The sequence below is a fragment of the Ancrocorticia sp. genome, from assembly GCF_052089425.1.
Lineage (GTDB): Bacteria > Actinomycetota > Actinomycetes > Actinomycetales > Actinomycetaceae > Ancrocorticia.
Map to the genome: position 1 here is coordinate 13199 of NZ_JBQCZW010000009.1, position 16299 is coordinate 29497.

The window sequence follows — 16299 nt, forward strand, 5'->3', positions numbered from 1 at the left end:
CCCGTTCACACTGCCCGGCCGCCTCACATCTCAAAGAGTGTGAAAATCCGATCGATCCGTACCTGGATGGTGGGGGCTATCTGCCGGATCAGCCGCTCGCGGGGCATGGAAGCCAGCGGTTCGAGCCCAACGATGTAGCGCATGGTGGCGATTCCATACATCGTGGACATGGTGATTTCGATTTCTTCAGCTAACAGGTCCGGGCGCCGGGAGAAACTAGCTACGCGATCGATCACATCGGTGCGGACGTAATGCTTGAATCTTTGGCTGGTGGAGACGTTGGCCATGAGTGCACGCATGAGCGCGGTCATGGTGTCCTTGGTGAACTGTTCCTCATAGAGTTGAAAGCCTGTGCGAACTAGTCGTTCGCCGGCTCCCTCGCGCCCTTCCATGAGCGTCGAGAGAACCATCTGTGCGGGGTCGGACGGCAGGTTCATGCATTCGCGAAACAGGAGTTGCTTGGATCCGAAGTAGTAGGACACAAGGGCGGAATCGCAGTTGGCCTCGCGCGCGATCCCGCGCATCGTCGTGGCATCGTAGCCCTGAGAAATGAACGCCGTTCGCGCGCTGGCCAAGATGGTGTCGCGTAGTGCTCCGCGCCCGGCCTTCGGGCCGCGGCCCTGCTTGCCGCCACGCTTCGGCGAATCCTTCTTTTCGGCTACCTCTGGTCCAGTGCTGGGGCCATCCGAAATCCCCGCAGTGGCAAGGGTTTCATCACTTTTTATCCCTAGATCCTTGGTCCTAGGCGATGTGCTGCCGTTCTTTTCCTGTGATTTCGCGGTTTTTGCCATGTGTTTCTCCAGCCGCTTGCCCTAATTTCATCAGTGTAGAAATTCTACAGTAACCCCCATACGATGAAAATGTGCAAAGGATGGGAGAGGTAATGTCTGAAGAACGCGATGGCACTTCGTTGCGTTTAGGAATCGATATCGGATCTACCACGGTCAAGGCGGTGTTGCTGGACGGTGGCCAGGTTGTTTTCTCCGATTACCGCCGCCATAACGCGGACGTGCGCGGTGAACTCACTCGGCTCCTAGAGGACATTGAAACTGAACACCCAGACGCCAGCGTCAAAGCCGCAGTGACGGGTTCAGGCGGATTCTCCGTCTCCAAGCGCATGGGCGTGCCATTCGTTCAGGAGGTCATCGCCGGTACGGAGGCCACCCGCCGCCAGCACCCTGAGGTTGACGTGGTGGTGGAACTGGGCGGCGAAGATGCCAAGATCACCTACCTTCATCCCACGCCCGAACAGCGCATGAACGGCACGTGCGCAGGGGGAACCGGTGCCTTCATTGATCAGATGGCCACGTTGCTCAACACCGATGCCTCTGGTCTCAATGAGCTTGCTGAACGGGCCACCCAGCTCTATCCGATCGCTTCGCGCTGCGGCGTGTTCGCGAAATCTGACCTTCAGCCCCTACTGAATCAGGGCGCGGCTCACGAGGATTTGGCCGCCTCCATTTTCACCGCGGTTGCCACTCAGACCATCGCGGGCTTGGCCAACGGCCGTCCGATTCGCGGCAACGTCATGTTCTTGGGCGGTCCACTTCATTTCCTTCCGCAGCTGAGGAAGGCGTATGAGGATTTACTCCCGAAGGCCGATTCATTCGTTACCCCCGATCATGCCCAGCTGTACGTGGCCGCCGGGGCGGCTATGTTGGCCGGCGATACCGCGGCGATTGGTTCGGAACACCGCTACGCGCGCGCCCTGCCCGAACTTATTGACGCGTTGGAATCCGGGGAGATTGCTTCGGAATCGGCGCGTATGCGTCCACTTTCTATCGACGACGACGAACGCCAAGAATTTCTCACCCGGCATGCATCTGAAACGATTCCAACAGTTCCTATCTCGCAAGCGAAGGGGCGCTGTTGGCTGGGCATTGATGCCGGTTCCACCACCATCAAGGCTGTGATCATTGATGAGAGCAATCAGATCGTATTCGATCACTATGCCTCAAATGAGGGTGATCCGGTGGGAGCGGCTGTTGCCATCGTTAGGCGCGTGCGTGCCGAGCTTCCCAAGGATGCAGTGATTGGGCGTGCGTGTGCGACTGGTTACGGCGAGGGACTCATCACCTCGGCACTGCACATGGACGAGGGCTTGGTAGAAACCATGGCCCACTTTCGGGCTGCTGATTTCCTGATGCCAGGAGTCACTTCGGTGATTGATATCGGCGGTCAGGATATGAAGTACCTGAAGATTCGCGACCATGCGGTGGATTCGATCTCTGTGAACGAGGCGTGTTCATCCGGCTGCGGATCATTTCTGCAAACATTCGCCGCCACCATGGGGACGGATGTTCGAAGCTTTGCCAAGGCGGCCATGGAATCCACGCAACCCGTGGATCTGGGTACCCGATGCACCGTGTTCATGAACTCGTCGGTCAAGCAGGCCCAGAAGGAAGGCGCCGATGTTCGCGATATCTCCGCTGGGCTGTCTTACTCAGTCATCCGTAACGCCCTGTACAAGGTTATTAAGCTGAAGGATCCCTCCGATTTGGGCGAACGTGTTGTTGTTCAGGGAGGTACCTTCCTCAACGATTCGGTGCTGCGAGCCTTCGAGCTGTTGACGGGGCGGAATGTGGTGCGCCCACAGATCGCCGGGCTCATGGGAGCTTTCGGCGCAGCGCTCACCGCGAAGATGGGCGATACGGGCGAGGAGACTACCCTTGCGCGTGTGGAAGATCTTGAGGGATTCGAGGTTGAGACAACCCGCAAGACATGCCGGCTGTGCCAGAACCACTGCCAGATGACGATCTCCACGTTCTCCAACGGGGAGCGCCACGTCTCAGGCAACCGGTGCGAACGCGGTGCCTCGTTGGAAAAGGTTCCGAAGAAATCTGAGCTTCCCAATATGTACGATTGGAAGTACAAGCGGATGTTCGGGTACCGCCGCTTGACGGAGAAGAAGGCGTTCCGTGGCGATATGGGGATTCCGCGGGTGCTCAACATGTACGAGAACTACCCGTTCTGGTTCACCATGCTCACGCGGCTGGGATTCCGGGTCATGATCTCCGGGCGCTCGGACCACAATGTGTTTGAGAAGGGCATGGAGTCCATTCCCTCGGAGAACGTGTGCTACCCGGCCAAGCTGGTCCATGGGCACATCGAGACTCTGCTGGATAAGGGAATCAAGAGTATCTTTTACCCTTCGGTCAGCTTCGAACAGAAGGAATCCGAGGGTGCCGATAACCACTTCAACTGTCCTGTTGTTGCCACGTACCCTGAGGTGATTCGCAACAACCTCGAGCGCTCGGACGATCCGGATCTCAAGCTGATCACCCCCTTCATCAATCTCGGTAATCGCGAGTACCTACCGAAGCACCTGTGTGATGCATTCTCGGATTGGGACATCCCCGAAGATGAGATGCGAAGGGCACTGGACGCGGCATGGGAAGAGGATGCGGCGGTCAAGCGCGAGATCAAGGAGAAGGGCACCGAATACATCGAGTGGATGCGCGATCGCGGGGTCAGGGGCATTGTTCTGGCTGGGCGCCCCTACCACCTTGATCCTGAGATCAACCACGGGATCCCCGAGGTGATCAATGGCTTGGGAATGGGCGTGCTGACTGAAGATTGCGTGACAGATGGCCGATTGGAGAGGCCCCTGCGCGTACGCGACCAGTGGTCCTATCACTCACGTCTGTATGAAGCAGCTGCGCGAGTGGGCGATGAACCCGATCTTGAGATGGTTCAACTGAACTCCTTTGGCTGTGGCGTTGACGCCATTACCGCCGATCAGGTTCAGGAGATTCTGGAGGGACGCGGTGATGTCCACACGGTCCTGAAGATTGACGAGGTGTCCAACCTTGGCGCAGCAAAGATCCGCCTACGCTCGCTGGACGCGGCCATTGCCGAGCGTCAGGGGAGCGCCGGTAAGGTTGGCGAATCTGAGGGCGAAGGGCCCGCCACGCACATAGTGGATGGATTCGAGCTTCCTGTAGGCGAGCTCAGCCGCGAGCTCATGCCTTCTCGCGATGGAGACGCTGGTCAGGAGCGCAAGCTTCCCGCGTTCTCCGAACATCTTGATACCAGTTTGATAGATCCTGCCCAGCGAGCTGCGGCCGAGGAAGCCCAGCAGGTCAAGGCTGGACACATGAAACCGCGCGTTGCGTTCACGAAGGAGATGCGTGAGGAGGGGTGGGAGATTCTGGCCCCACAGATGGCGCCGATCCAGTTCAAGCTGCTTGAGCCGGTGCTCCGCCACGCCGGCCTCAACGTGCGAGTACTCGAACACTCCAACCGGGACTCCATGGAGACAGGGCTGAAGTATGTGAACAACGATGCGTGCTACCCCGCCATCGTGGTGATTGGCCAACTACTGGAAGAGTTCGTATCTGGGCGCTCGGACCCGAACCGCACTGCCGTGGCGATCACGCAGACGGGCGGCATGTGCCGCGCCACCAACTACGCCTCGCTGCTGCGTAAGGGATTGCGCGACGCCGGCTACCCGCAGGTTCCGGTGATCGCCGCCTCCATTCAGGGGATCGAGGACAATCCGGGATTCGAGATGACGCTGCCCATGGCACACAAGGCCATCCAGTCAGTGGTGCTGGGGGATATGCTCCAAGCAATGCTGTTGCGCGTCCGGCCCTATGAGCTTGTTCCAGGATCTGCTCAGGAGCTGTACGAGCGGTGGAATAGCATCTGCACGGAGTGGCTGACGGGTGGCGGAAACTCCACAACGTGGGGAGGTCACCTCTCCTATAAGCGCGTGATTTCTCAGGCGGTCAAGGAGTTCGATGCGCTTGAACTTCGCAATATTCCACGCAAACCACGTGTTGGACTCGTAGGTGAGATTCTCGTGAAGTTCCACCCAGATGCCAACAATCACGCGGTGGACGTGATCGAAGAGGAAGGCTGCGAGGCCGAACTGCCGGGCCTTTTGCAGTTCTTCCATAACGCGATGGCTTCCGCCAAGTGGAATCAGGAGAATCTGGGGATCGACGGATCGGTCCGCTGGACCAAACCGCTGGGACTGTGGGCGATGAAGCGCTACGAAGTAGCCGTGAAGAACGCGTTCGAGAAGACGAATGGTAAGTTCCACTTCCACCGCGATATACATGAGATGGCCGATCGCTCCACCGATATCGCGTCAATGGGTAATCAGGCCGGTGAGGGCTGGTACCTGACTGCCGAAATGGTGGACATGATCGAACACGGATGCCCCAACATCATCTGTGCTCAACCTTTCGCGTGCCTTCCGAATCATATTGTGGGTAAGGGCATGTTCAGGACTCTGCGCAACCGCTATCCAGAGGCCAATATCGTGGCGGTTGATTTTGATCCGGGTGCCTCTGAGGTCAATCAGCTCAACCGCATTAAGTTGATGATTTCCACGGCAGTTATGCAACAGGCAGAGAATTCCGAAGAGGATATCGCCAAGGCAGGGACTGGAAGTTCGGAGCTCGTGTGGGATGATGACGATCCGCGGAGCGAATACGATCCGGCTGCGAACGCCGAATGTCCACTCATCCCATTAATGTCCGGAGCACCTGACACAGGCGCAAAACGTCTAGTCTAGGGATGTGAACGATTCTCAGCGCAAGCGCCTCATCGAATTAGTCAGTGAACTCGCCGTACGTCATGGCGAGTTCACTCTCGCCTCCGGCCGTAGCTCCAGCTACTACGTGGATATGCGGCAGGCAACGCTGCACCACGAAGCCGGTCCACTCATCGGGCATGTCATGTTGGACCTGCTGGAGGAAGCCGGCTTTGGTGCAGGTATCGCGGAGGCCGTTGGCGGGCTGACCATGGGCGCCGATCCGGTGGCTACGGCCATCATGCACGCAGCCGCCTCTCGTGGGCTCGATATGGACGCTTTCGTTGTGCGCAAGGAAGCCAAGGATCATGGCATGAAGCGGCAGGTTGAAGGCCCCAGCATCGCTGGCCGTGACGTCGTGATCCTTGAGGACACATCCACAACCGGCGGATCGCCCATCCAGGCGCTGGAAGCTGCCCGTGCCGCCGGCGCCAATGTTCTGGCCGTTGCCGTGATCGTGGATCGCGCCACGGGTGCCAAGGAAAAGATCGAAGCCTACGGGGTTCCCTACTTGGCTGCGCTGACTCTGGATGATCTAGGGCTGGACCCTCAGTAGGCTAAAGTAGTCTCGTTCGATTTCGGAAAGGGAAGAGATGCCAATCGCTGCAATCGTCGCTATTGCCGTTGTGATCATAGTTCTCGCGGCGTGGCTGATCATCACCTACAGGAGTTTCGTGACGCTGCGCAACCTCGTGCAGGAAGGGCGCAGGAGAATCGATCTGGAGCTTAACGCGCGCTACGGGCTCATCTCTAATCTCGTGGAAATCGCCGCACCCTATATGCGAGATTCGGAGCCGCTCGAAGCAATTATCGAAGCGCGTAGTGCGGCTACTGAGCCAGTGACCGGCATGACCCAGCGAGGCAAGCGAGAAGATGATCTCTCGCAGGCGATCTCTCGCGCGCATGTGTTTGCCGAACAGAACGCGGAGCTCTCAGCCGATCAATCATTCAGTTCCATCCGCAATGAGTTGGTGAGCATCAGCAAACGAATCGATCAGGCGAGCCGGTTCTACAACGCTAACGCGAGGGACCTGAATGCCAAGCGTGAATCGTTCCCCTCGAACTTGGTGGCCAGCGCCTTCCACTTTGGCCACGCCGAATACTTTCAGGCTGAGCCAACGCGCATCGCGCTCGCGAGCGATCTGCACGCTGCTGCCAGTTCAGTACCTTCGGAGGGTGCACCCGAGTGAGCGAAGAAACCTTCATCACGGCCGATGGGGAAAACACGCGTGACGATGCCGCATACCAGCCGCGCCCCGGGAGCCGCGTGGTTGGCGTGGGTCCCATGGCCGAGCCGTGGCCCGAGGATCCCCGCCTGGATCCCGCACTTCTGGCCGAAGGCGATCACCGCAACGTCCTAGACAAGTACCGGTATTGGAGCGTTGAGGCCATCAAGGCCGATCTGGATGCCTCGCGTTCCACGCTTCACATCGCCATCGAAAACCTCGAACACGATCTCAACATCGGCTCTATCGTCCGATCCGGTAACGCCTTCAACGTGGGTGGTGTGCACATCGTGGGCCGCCACCGCTGGAACAAGCGCGGGGCGCTGGTCACCGATCGATATGTTGACATCCACTATCATCCGGACGCGCAGAGCCTCGCTGAATGGGCGGAAGGAAACGGTTACCGACTGGTCGCCGTGGATAATCCTCCAAGCTCCACCAGGCTGGAGGAGACGGAACTACCGGAAAACTGCCTGCTCGTGTTTGGGCAGGAATCAACGGGTATCTCACCCGAACTTCAGGCCGTATGTGGGCAGGCAGTGCGGATCGAACAGTACGGCTCCACGCGTTCCATGAACGTTGCCGCGGCTGCGGCCATCGCGATGCACTGGTGGATGGCCCAGCACCGCAGGTAGTCACGCCAGCCCATAATCCGGCCAATCTGTCCATTGGGACTCTCGGGGTCGGATCACTTATATCGTTTTGGACCACTTATGTGCGACTTGGACATGGCATACCACGTCCATAAGAGCCACAACTGGTCCAGAGGGAGTTCGGAGCGCTCCTGCTGGCTCCGCGGGTGGCGGCCTGCTCGCCTGACGTTTTAACTTTGGGCATTTTGTCTAAATCTTTTGACGGTGTCCTGTAGGGTGGTCAGAAATTTCCGAATAGTTTCGCCATGGAGAAGAAACCATGACATCGAAGAAATTTGCTGCAGGACTAGCCTGCGCTGGAATCGCTTTGACCGCCCTGACCGCATGCAGCGAAGATGCTGGAGAATCCACCGAAGCAAGCTGTGAGAGGATTCAAGAGGGCTTGGATCAGCTTGAAGGCAGTGTGACACTCACCCCCGGGGGCACGGGATCCGACAACATTCAGGAGAACACGGCGGAGCTAGAAGAATTTGTGAACGAATGGAAGTCCATTCAAGAGGATACAGCGGATGAAGAATTGGCCAATCATATGGCGGCCATCACCCCAATGTATGAAGCCATGATGGACTTCTCCAAGGGAGACATCAGCGAAGATGAAGCGATGGATGCGATTACAGGGCTCGCCGAAGACGGCAAGATTATCGAGGCAAACGAGTATCTCGAAGCCGAGCCGTGTGGCATTGAGTAAACCGAGTAGCTTGACGTGGGCTGGTAGGCCCAACCATCTCGGGGGATTCCGCTAGACCTGCGTAACCCGCGCGGCCTCAGCCGGGTGCTTGTCCAGCCACGAAACGACGAATGGGCATACGGCGTTCACCTTCAGGCCCTCCGCCTCTGCCAAATCAATCGCCGCTTTGACCAGTGCTGATCCCACACCGCGGCCTCCAAACTCGGGATCGGTTGTGGTGCTGGGGAGGGTTGCTACGCCGTCGTCGTCGGAAATCTCCACAACGATCTGGCCCGCTCTTTCACCGTCCACGAAGGCCTCAAAGCCCTCGGGTGTTCTCTTAATATCCATAAACCAACACTAACGGGCGGCTCCCATCAATCGGAAGGGGAACCGGGCAGTCCTGCGCTGCTATATCCAGCCTTTGCGCCGCGCTTTGAGTACTGCGCTTTGCCTGTCCGTACCGTCCAGTTTGCGGTAGATGGACTTGAGGTGAGTCTTCAATGTGTTCATCGAACCATGAGCGGTCGGGAACCTGATCGGCATGTGCCAAGGCATTTTTTGCTTGATCGGAACTCCGCCCCACACCATCTTTATTGGGCAAAAGTCTTACCCGCTGAAATAAGGACCTTCGGTGTTCGCCCAATTACCTAGATGGTGAGATAATGGTCCTGTCCTAGAACAAATCGAAGGAGAGTTTCTGTGCCTATTGCAACTCCTGAGGTCTACAACGAAATGCTAGACCGCGCGAAGGAAGGCAAGTTCGCCTACCCCGCAATTAACGTGACATCTTCCCAGTCCCTTACTGCCGCAATTCAGGGCTTTGCTGAGGCCGAGTCCGATGGCATCATCCAGATTTCCGTTGGCGGTGCAGAGTACGCCTCCGGTTCCACGATCAAGGATCGCGTTGCTGGCTCATTGGCCATGGCGGCCTACGCCCGCGAAATCGCGAAGAACTACCCGGTGACGGTTGCCCTGCACACCGATCACTGCGCCAAGCAGAACATCGATAGCTGGGTTCGCCCGCTGCTCGAGCTGGAGGCCGAAGAAGTCAAGGCTGGCCGCCTGCCCTTCTTCCAGTCTCACATGTGGGATGGTTCCGCCATCGCGCTTGACGAGAACCTTGTGATCGCTCAGGAACTTCTTGAGCTGTCCGTCAAGGCCAACACCATTCTTGAGGTTGAGATCGGCGCCGTTGGCGGCGAAGAAGACGGCGTTGTTGGCGAGATCAACGAGAAGCTGTACACCTCCTCCGAGGATGGCATCAAGACGGTTGAGGCCCTCGGCCTTGGCGAGAAGGGCCGTTACATCACGGCTCTGACCTTCGGCAACGTGCACGGCGCCTACAAGCCCGGCCACGTGAAGCTGCGCCCCGAGCTGCTTGGCACCATTCAGGAAGAAGTTGGCGCCAAGTTCGGCGTGGGCAACCGCCCCTTCGATCTGGTGATGCACGGCGGGTCCGGCTCCACCGATGAGGAAATCGCCACCGCAGTGGCCAACGGCGTTATCAAGATGAACGTTGATACCGATACGCAGTACGCCTTCACCCGTCCGGTTGCGGACTGGATGTACAAGAACTATGACGGCGTCCTGAAGATTGACGGCGAAGTAGGCATCAAGAAGACGTACGATCCCCGCTCGTGGGGCAAGGCCGCCGAAGCAGGCATGGCCGCCCGCGTTGTTGAGGCGTGCGATCGCCTTGGTTCCGTTGGCACCAAGATGAAGTAATGTCGGCACCTTAGTTGCTGAATCTGGGGCTGGCCCGTTTGGGTCGGCCCCAGATTTGTGTGAAAGCAAGGTCTCGTCGCCGTCGCCGTCGCCGTCGTCGAAAATAATAATAACGACGACGACGGAGCCATACGTACGTACGAAGGTTCGGCGAACTCACTACGCGCCGTCTGGTCACACTTCCTTGCGCTTGATACCCCACAGGAGCTTGGTTGAGCCCAAACCGGATAGTGAGCCGGTCGATTACTACGTGGCTCACACTCAGATCACGCCCGGCAGTTAGCGCGCTCCCGACCTAGGAATGTATTCAACTGGAAGGGGCTGGAGAGTGTTCTCCGAGCAGGCTCCAGCCGTCCTGTGAACTTTTCTGTCGGTGACCCGCTAGCCTCGGACGGTACCAAAGCCGTTGGGATTCTTCACTTGCCAGTTCCACGCATCAGAGCATGCCTGATCGATCGATAATTTGGCTGTCCACCCCAATTCTTGTGAGGCAAGGACTGGCGAGGCATAGCTTGAAGCCACATCACCAGGACGGCGCTGAGTGATCTCGTACGGTATGGCGCGCCCCGAGGCGCGTTCAAAGGCCCTGATCACCTCAAGAACGGAAACACCCTGTCCCGTGCCGATGTTGTACACCTTGTAGTGACCAGGATGGCTAAGATGGGCCAGCGCCGCAACATGGGCCCGAGCCAAATCCACAACATGAATGTAGTCGCGCACGCCCGTGCCGTCCGGAGTATCGTAATCGTCGCCGAAAACCGACACGTGATCGCGTTGCCCGAATGCCACTTGACTGACATATGGCAGCAGGTTGTTCGGAACGCCGCTTGGCACCTCGCCGATCATTCCCGAAGGATGTGCACCCACCGGATTGAAGTAGCGAAGGGCGGTGATTGACCATTCCGCGTCTGCCCGCGTCACATCCTCAAGCATTTGCTCGATCATGACCTTCGTCCAGCCATAAGGGTTCGTGGACTGGCGTGGAAGATCCTCGGAGAACGGGGGATTTTCAGCGCGGCCATACACGGTTGCGGAGGAGCTGAAGACAAGGTTCTTGACGCCATGCGCGCTCATCGATTCGAGGAGGGACAGTGTGGCGTCAAGGTTGGTGCGATAGTAGAGCAGTGGGCTGGCAACGCTTTCCCCCACGGCTTTGAGCCCTGCAAAATGAATGACGGCCCGTATGTCGTTCTCTGTGAATACGTGGTCTAGTACGTCTTTGTTGCGCAAATCGGCTTGATAGAACGGGACCGGGAGCCCGGTTAGTCCTTCAACTCGGCGCAGCGCCTCCGGCGAGCTATTGGAAAGATTATCGACGACGACGGGCTCATACCCAGCCGCCACGAGTTCGATCAGAGTGTGGGTGCCAATGAAGCCCGCACCGCCGGTCACCAAGACCTTCACAGCATTCCTCTCTCGGAGGCACAGATGTACTCATCCAGATTACCGCGATCATGAGGGTTCACCTACCATCATATTCTTGCCTGCGATAAGGTCATTCAGTGCATCGCTTGCAGGCCATCGGCAAAATCGGGTTCCTCCTGACCGCTGTTGCGGAAAATGGCTTACACACGCTATCTGCTGGGCGAGTGATCCTCACCGTCTTACGTACGTAGGGAGCCCTCGTGCTTGAGCGCGAGAACACCGGATCGGGCAGCATCACTAGCGGCGGCAACGGCCCCTATGGACACCACGTCGTGACCCAGTGTGGAGGCCACGAGGGGAGGCGCTGGCACGTGCGAAGTGTCTTGGAGCTTGGCATTGGCGCGCGCGAGGACGGGGCCGATGCTATTCGCGATTCCGCCGGAGACGATGATGATTTCGGGATCGTATAGGTAGGCGAGGAGCTCGCCGATTCGTGCTAGGTGAGAGCTGGCCCTCTCGATCACTAGGGCGAGTGCCGGATCGTCCGCCGAAATGTAGCTGAGTTCGGTATCGGGGGTGAGTGAGTCCGGCGCCAGATTCGCAAGGGGATGGGACGGGGGGATCGAGCCGTCGGCAAGTGCCTCGCGAATCCACCTATCGGTGAGGTCCACGAGGCCCTTGGAGCTTCCGGCGCCGTGCAAGTACTTGAGAATGCCGAGTTCGCCCACTCCGCCGTGGGCACCATAGGCAAGTTGGCCTCCCAGCATCACACCCGCGCCCATCCGGTTCCCGGCCAGCATCGCCACAAAGTTCTCGAGTGATCGCGCCGCGCCCTGTGAGCGTTCGGCCAGTGCAGCCAGAGCGGCATCGTTTTCAACCCGAACGATGGGGAACTTATCGGCGAAGTATTCACGGAAGCCCGGGTTCATCCGCTCCCAGAATCCTGCGTGATGGGTAGGTGATGTGCCGTCTGTGACTGGCGCGGGAATTCCGATGGCTAGGGCCAGAACGTTCTCTGGATCTTGTCCTGCGGATTCGAGCGCTGCGGTGATCGCTTCGGATACCGCCACGCGCCGGCCCAGAGCGTGATCCTCGGTTGGTTCTATCGGGCGGCGGGATCTGGACAGAATGTGGCCTTTGAGATCGGCGACCACCGTGGTGATATGCGAGCGCCCGGCGTCCGTACCAACCAGAAGTCCAGCATCCTCACGAAGTTCAAATCTGCGTGCTGGCCTGCCAAAGCGGTAGCTGCCTTCTGCGAGAGTGTTGGGGAGTTCGCGTACCAGCCCTGCCTCGATGAGGATCTCGGTTGCCTTCATCGCGGTAGATTTCGTGAGGTCTTTCGCATGGGCTACATCGTCTGCCAGAAAGGCTCCGCAGCTCCACGCATGGTCCAACGCGGCGGCTGTACTTGCCCGTGTGAGGGCGGCCGAACCATTTCGTGGTGACACGGTATCGTCCTTTCATCGCCGATGCCTGAAGGCGTGACTCGTGGCACCGGAATCCGGTCGCTTGGTGTAAGTGGCCTGCTTGACGGTTGAGGTGCTTGAAGAACCCTGCCGAATCATCCACTTGGGATTCTAGAGTACGCGGCTGCGCTTTGATACAGGCTCTGGACCTAGGTCCCTCCAGTCGATATCGAGTGTGACGGGTTCGTATCAATTCGATAGATCTTTGCTTAAGCGCCTTGACCGGCGCCGTGATGGCCACTAGATTCACTCATAACAACTTAATTTGATGAACGAATTAAGTATGCAGATTCATCTACGTCCAATGATGGACGGAACGGACGGTGACGTGTCTATGCAACTGCGTGGAAGAAGCAAGCCCCTTATTGCTGCCGCAATCGGGGCTCTACTGGCATCTACGACTCTCGTCGGTTGTGGCAACAGTGGTGAGGGCCCCGAAGCAGTCCATTTCACTCTGAACAAGCGTGAAGCCATCCCGTACATGCGCGAAGTGATCAATGAGTACAACGCATCGCAGGACGATGTACGCGTTGAGTTGGACAGTTCGGGCATCGATCCTGTTTCCGCGAGTTTTGTGCGCGGAAACCCACCCGACCTCATGATGGCGAACTACAACATGGAGGTGTCGCGGTTCGTCGAATGATGCACCGTATCTGACCTGTCCGATGTTTCAGCCGCTCAAGATATCAACCCGGAGCTTCAACCGCTGCTGGATCAGTACGGCGTGTGCGAGGGCCAAGAGTTTAGCTCCTTGCCGTATTCGATCATGGCCGCTGGCGTGATCTACAACAAGGATATTTTTGAGGAATATGACCTAGAAGTCCCGCAAACCTGGGACGAGCTCATCGAAGTGTGCGAGGCGCTTGACGAAGCGGGTATCACTCCTATCTACTCCACTCTCGCCTCAGCGGACAACTGGACGATCGGACAGGGATGGTTCGATTACTCCGTTGGTGGCTCCATCGATGTTCTTCAGTTCTTCGAAGATCTAGATGCCGAAGGCTCGGATGTGGGTTCGGATTCGAGTGTCTCCTTTGAGCAGGATTTTGCCGAGCCGATTGAGAAGATGCGCTTCCTGTCCGATAACTATGCGAATGCTGACGCCATTAACCGCTCTTACGGTGACGGCAACACGGCCTTCGCCAACGGCAGCGGTGCCATGTACTTGCAGGGGCCGTGGGCCTTCAGCGAGATTGCCAAGACTAATCCGGACATGAATCTGGGAACGTTCCCCTTGCCGATGACGAACGATCCGGAAGATCTCAAGGTTCGCGTGAATGTTGATCTTGCCATGATGATCCCCAACGAGGCTGCGAATCCGGAAGGGGCGAGGGACTTCCTCGATTACCTGTATCAGCCGGACATCATCGCCGCTTACAACGAATCTCAGTTGGGAATCAATCCGCTGACTGATGGTAAACAACCAGATGATGAGCGAATCCAGGGTGTTCTGGATTATTACGATCAGGCGAAGTTCTACCAAGGGCCATCAGTTCTGGTTCCAAGGACCATCCCCATGTTCAACTACAACCAGTCAATGCTGATTGATCAGGATCCAGCCCAAACGCTCAAGACTTTGGACGAGGACTGGTCTCGTCTGGCAGAGCGAAGCTAGGACCGAAGGAGTTTAGCAATGTCTGCACCAGTAGCTGCCGCACCACCACTCCCGAAGCCTTCCGAGGTCACGGGCAAAATCAAGCACAAGAAGGTCCGTACCGAACCTATCTACTATCTGTTCACTGTCCCCACGTTGATACTGCTGTCAGTAGGCATCACACTGCCTGCTGTGGTGGGAATCTTCTTCTCCTTCACCAATTACATCGGAGTGGGAGAATGGGAGTTCATCGGGTTCTCGAACTACAAGGTGATGTTCTCTGATCCGGCGATCCTACAGAGCTATTTGTTCACGCTGGGATTCTCGCTTGTCACGGTGATCGTGGTGAACATTATTTCCTTCCTGTTGGCCGTGGGACTGACCTCCCGGATTCGATTCAAGGTTGTTCTTCGTGCGGTCTTCGTGATTCCCATGGTGATCTCGGGAATCATCATCGCCTACGTGTTCAACTTCCTGTTCTCCAACTCCTTGCCAGCTCTTGGCGAGGCTCTGGGGATTGGCTGGCTATCGGAAAGCCTGCTCGGTAATCCCGATATGGCCTGGCTTGCCATCGTGATTGTGACCGCGTGGCAGGCGATTCCCAGTACGCTCCTCATCTACATTGCCGGAATCCTCTCGATTCCTGGAGATGTGTACGAGGCAGCGGATATCGATGGCGCCAGCAAAACCCAGCAGCTCATGCGGATTACCTTGCCGCTGGTGTTGGGCTACGTAGTGATCAACATCGTGATTGGGTTCAAGAACTTCCTCAACGCGTATGACATCATCGTGGGTTTGACCAACGGAGGTCCAGGTACTTCCACACGATCAGTTGCGATGTCCATTATTCAAGGATTCTTTGGTGGCGATTACGCCTACCAGATGGCTAACGCAACGATCTTCTTCATCATCGCGATTCTTATCGCCTTGCTTCAGCTTTCGATGAATCGTGGAAGGAACTAAATCAGATGTCCGCTCCAACTGCAGAAAACCAAGCACCCGCGTCCGATCAGGATTCCACCACACCAGAAGTGGGCAACGGCAACATCAAGATGTCCAAGGACCGCTCTGGTTGGCCCACCACCATCGTGTTGATGGTCTGTTCGCTAGCCGTCCTCATTCCGCTCTATGTCACCATTTCGATGGCATTCAAGACAACGGGTCAAGCGGTGGATGGCAACGCTTTCTCCCTTCCCAATCCCTTCAGTACAGAGGGCTTTGTGGAGGCGTGGAACCTGACCAACTTCCCCAAAGGTGCGATGATCTCCGTTATCGTCACCGCTTCAACGGTGATTTTGACGGTTCTCCTTGCTGCCATGCTCTCCTATGCGGTGATACGTAACTGGGAGAAGCGATTCTTCCGGTACTCGTTCTTCTACCTCATGGGCGTTATGTTCATCCCGTTCCCCGTGGTGGCTCTTCCCCAGATCCAAATGACAGGCCGGCTCAGTCTGGATAACCCAGTAGGGGTCATCTGGCTGGCCACGATGTTCCAGATGGCCTTCAGCGTCATGCTCTTCACGGCGTTCCTGCGTTCGATCCCGCTGGAGCTGGAGGAAGCGGCACGCATTGACGGTGCAACAACGTGGCAAACGTTCTGGAAGCTGGTGTTCCCGCTGCTCATGCCGATGGCTGCTACGGTTGGCATCTTTGCCTTCTTGTACGCATGGAATGACTTCATGATGCCATCGCTGATGATTTCGGATCCGGATTTGCAAACGTTGCCGGTTCGCCAGAACCAGTTCCAAACTCAATTCTCCAACAACTACAACATATCGTTCGCTTCCTACCTGATGGCGATGGCACCAGCCATTGTTGTGTATCTATTCTCCCAGCGGTGGGTCATGGAGAGCGTCACTCAAGGCGCCGTCAAGGGGTAAGCGGCTCATCGCCACGGCAACCCCAACCCCGATCAGCTCATCGCTAAACGGTGAACAACCATCCGAGCGGGTCCACATGATGCATCACGTTTTGTGTAGACTCGCTCGGCGGTTGTCTATACCGTGAACCCGTCCCAACACCTGTACATGACAGCGCACAGAAAGGGCCTTTTAG

General features: G+C 57.3%; 14 protein-coding genes. 10 read left to right on the plus strand and 4 right to left on the minus strand.

Annotated features, from left to right (window positions below; genetic code table 11):
- Positions 1-23: 23 nt before the first annotated feature.
- A complete protein-coding gene (locus ACTHV6_RS04735; RefSeq protein ID WP_441386128.1) occupies positions 24-791 on the minus strand; it encodes a TetR/AcrR family transcriptional regulator in 768 nt (255 codons plus the stop codon).
- Positions 792-883: 92 nt separating this feature from the next.
- Between ACTHV6_RS04735 and ACTHV6_RS04740 the strand changes: the two genes are divergently transcribed.
- From ACTHV6_RS04740 to ACTHV6_RS04760, 5 genes are all read left to right on the plus strand, one after another.
- The gene (locus tag ACTHV6_RS04740; RefSeq protein WP_441386129.1) at positions 884-5524 is read left to right on the plus strand and encodes an acyl-CoA dehydratase activase-related protein; all 4641 of its coding nucleotides are present in this window, start codon (positions 884-886) and stop codon (positions 5522-5524) included.
- Positions 5525-5528: 4 nt separating this feature from the next.
- On the plus strand, positions 5529-6098 hold the full coding sequence (pyrE, locus tag ACTHV6_RS04745; protein ID WP_441386130.1) for an orotate phosphoribosyltransferase: 570 nt from the start codon (positions 5529-5531) through the stop codon (positions 6096-6098).
- Between the two features lie 37 nt (positions 6099-6135).
- Complete coding sequence (locus tag ACTHV6_RS04750) at positions 6136-6732, plus strand: LemA family protein (RefSeq protein WP_441386131.1); 597 nt, start codon at positions 6136-6138, stop codon at positions 6730-6732.
- Between the two features lie 14 nt (positions 6733-6746).
- Positions 6747-7403 carry a TrmH family RNA methyltransferase gene (locus ACTHV6_RS04755; protein WP_441386172.1) on the plus strand — a complete coding sequence of 219 codons (657 nt, stop codon included), beginning with the start codon at positions 6747-6749 and terminating at the stop codon, positions 7401-7403.
- A 277-nt stretch (positions 7404-7680) separates the two neighbouring features.
- A complete protein-coding gene (locus tag ACTHV6_RS04760; protein ID WP_441386132.1) occupies positions 7681-8109 on the plus strand; it encodes a hypothetical protein in 429 nt (142 codons plus the stop codon).
- 51 nt (positions 8110-8160) lie between these two features.
- Here the strand turns inward: ACTHV6_RS04760 and ACTHV6_RS04765 are convergent, their stop codons facing one another.
- Positions 8161-8439 (minus strand): GNAT family N-acetyltransferase, encoded by a 279-nt coding sequence (locus ACTHV6_RS04765; RefSeq protein WP_441386133.1) that lies wholly within the window; start codon positions 8437-8439, stop codon positions 8161-8163.
- Between the two features lie 351 nt (positions 8440-8790).
- On the opposite strand from ACTHV6_RS04765, the gene fbaA reads away from it, so the two are divergent.
- Positions 8791-9816, plus strand: a complete 1026-nt coding sequence (gene fbaA / locus ACTHV6_RS04770; protein ID WP_441386134.1) for a class II fructose-bisphosphate aldolase — start codon at positions 8791-8793, stop codon at positions 9814-9816.
- A 381-nt stretch (positions 9817-10197) separates the two neighbouring features.
- Here the strand turns inward: fbaA and galE are convergent, their stop codons facing one another.
- Both galE and ACTHV6_RS04780 read right to left on the minus strand, forming a co-directional pair.
- Entirely contained in the window at positions 10198-11220 is a 1023-nt protein-coding gene (gene galE / locus ACTHV6_RS04775; protein ID WP_441386135.1) for a UDP-glucose 4-epimerase GalE, read from the minus strand.
- A gap of 200 nt (positions 11221-11420) precedes the next feature.
- Positions 11421-12632, minus strand: coding sequence for an ROK family protein (locus ACTHV6_RS04780; protein ID WP_441386136.1), 1212 nt, complete (start codon positions 12630-12632; stop codon positions 11421-11423).
- A gap of 286 nt (positions 12633-12918) precedes the next feature.
- Between ACTHV6_RS04780 and ACTHV6_RS04785 the strand changes: the two genes are divergently transcribed.
- Genes ACTHV6_RS04785 through ACTHV6_RS04800 form a run of 4 tightly spaced genes read left to right on the plus strand, consistent with a single transcriptional unit; the run spans position 12919 to position 16124 of the window.
- The gene (locus ACTHV6_RS04785; RefSeq protein ID WP_441386137.1) at positions 12919-13293 is read left to right on the plus strand and encodes a hypothetical protein; all 375 of its coding nucleotides are present in this window, start codon (positions 12919-12921) and stop codon (positions 13291-13293) included.
- Between the two features lie 15 nt (positions 13294-13308).
- Positions 13309-14265, plus strand: a complete 957-nt coding sequence (locus ACTHV6_RS04790) for an ABC transporter substrate-binding protein (protein ID WP_441386173.1) — start codon at positions 13309-13311, stop codon at positions 14263-14265.
- 18 nt (positions 14266-14283) lie between these two features.
- Positions 14284-15207: a carbohydrate ABC transporter permease gene (locus ACTHV6_RS04795; protein WP_441386138.1), complete on the plus strand. Its 924-nt coding sequence runs from the start codon at positions 14284-14286 to the stop codon at positions 15205-15207.
- Positions 15208-15212: 5 nt separating this feature from the next.
- Positions 15213-16124, plus strand: a complete 912-nt coding sequence (locus ACTHV6_RS04800; RefSeq protein ID WP_441386139.1) for a carbohydrate ABC transporter permease — start codon at positions 15213-15215, stop codon at positions 16122-16124.
- The last annotated feature ends 175 nt before the right edge of the window (positions 16125-16299 follow it).

Excerpts from the sequence above, each read along its gene's own strand:
- ACTHV6_RS04735 (WP_441386128.1), bottom strand. The coding sequence starts at position 791 with ATGGCAAAAACCGCGAAATCACAGGAAAAGAACGGCAGCACATCGCCT.
- ACTHV6_RS04740 (WP_441386129.1), top strand. The coding sequence starts at position 884 with ATGTCTGAAGAACGCGATGGCACTTCGTTGCGTTTAGGAATCGATATC.
- ACTHV6_RS04750 (WP_441386131.1), top strand. The coding sequence starts at position 6,136 with ATGCCAATCGCTGCAATCGTCGCTATTGCCGTTGTGATCATAGTTCTC.
- ACTHV6_RS04760 (WP_441386132.1), top strand. The coding sequence starts at position 7,681 with ATGACATCGAAGAAATTTGCTGCAGGACTAGCCTGCGCTGGAATCGCT.
- ACTHV6_RS04765 (WP_441386133.1), bottom strand. The coding sequence starts at position 8,439 with ATGGATATTAAGAGAACACCCGAGGGCTTTGAGGCCTTCGTGGACGGT.
- ACTHV6_RS04785 (WP_441386137.1), top strand. The coding sequence starts at position 12,919 with ATGAACGAATTAAGTATGCAGATTCATCTACGTCCAATGATGGACGGA.
- ACTHV6_RS04795 (WP_441386138.1), top strand. The coding sequence starts at position 14,284 with ATGTCTGCACCAGTAGCTGCCGCACCACCACTCCCGAAGCCTTCCGAG.
- ACTHV6_RS04800 (WP_441386139.1), top strand. The coding sequence starts at position 15,213 with ATGTCCGCTCCAACTGCAGAAAACCAAGCACCCGCGTCCGATCAGGAT.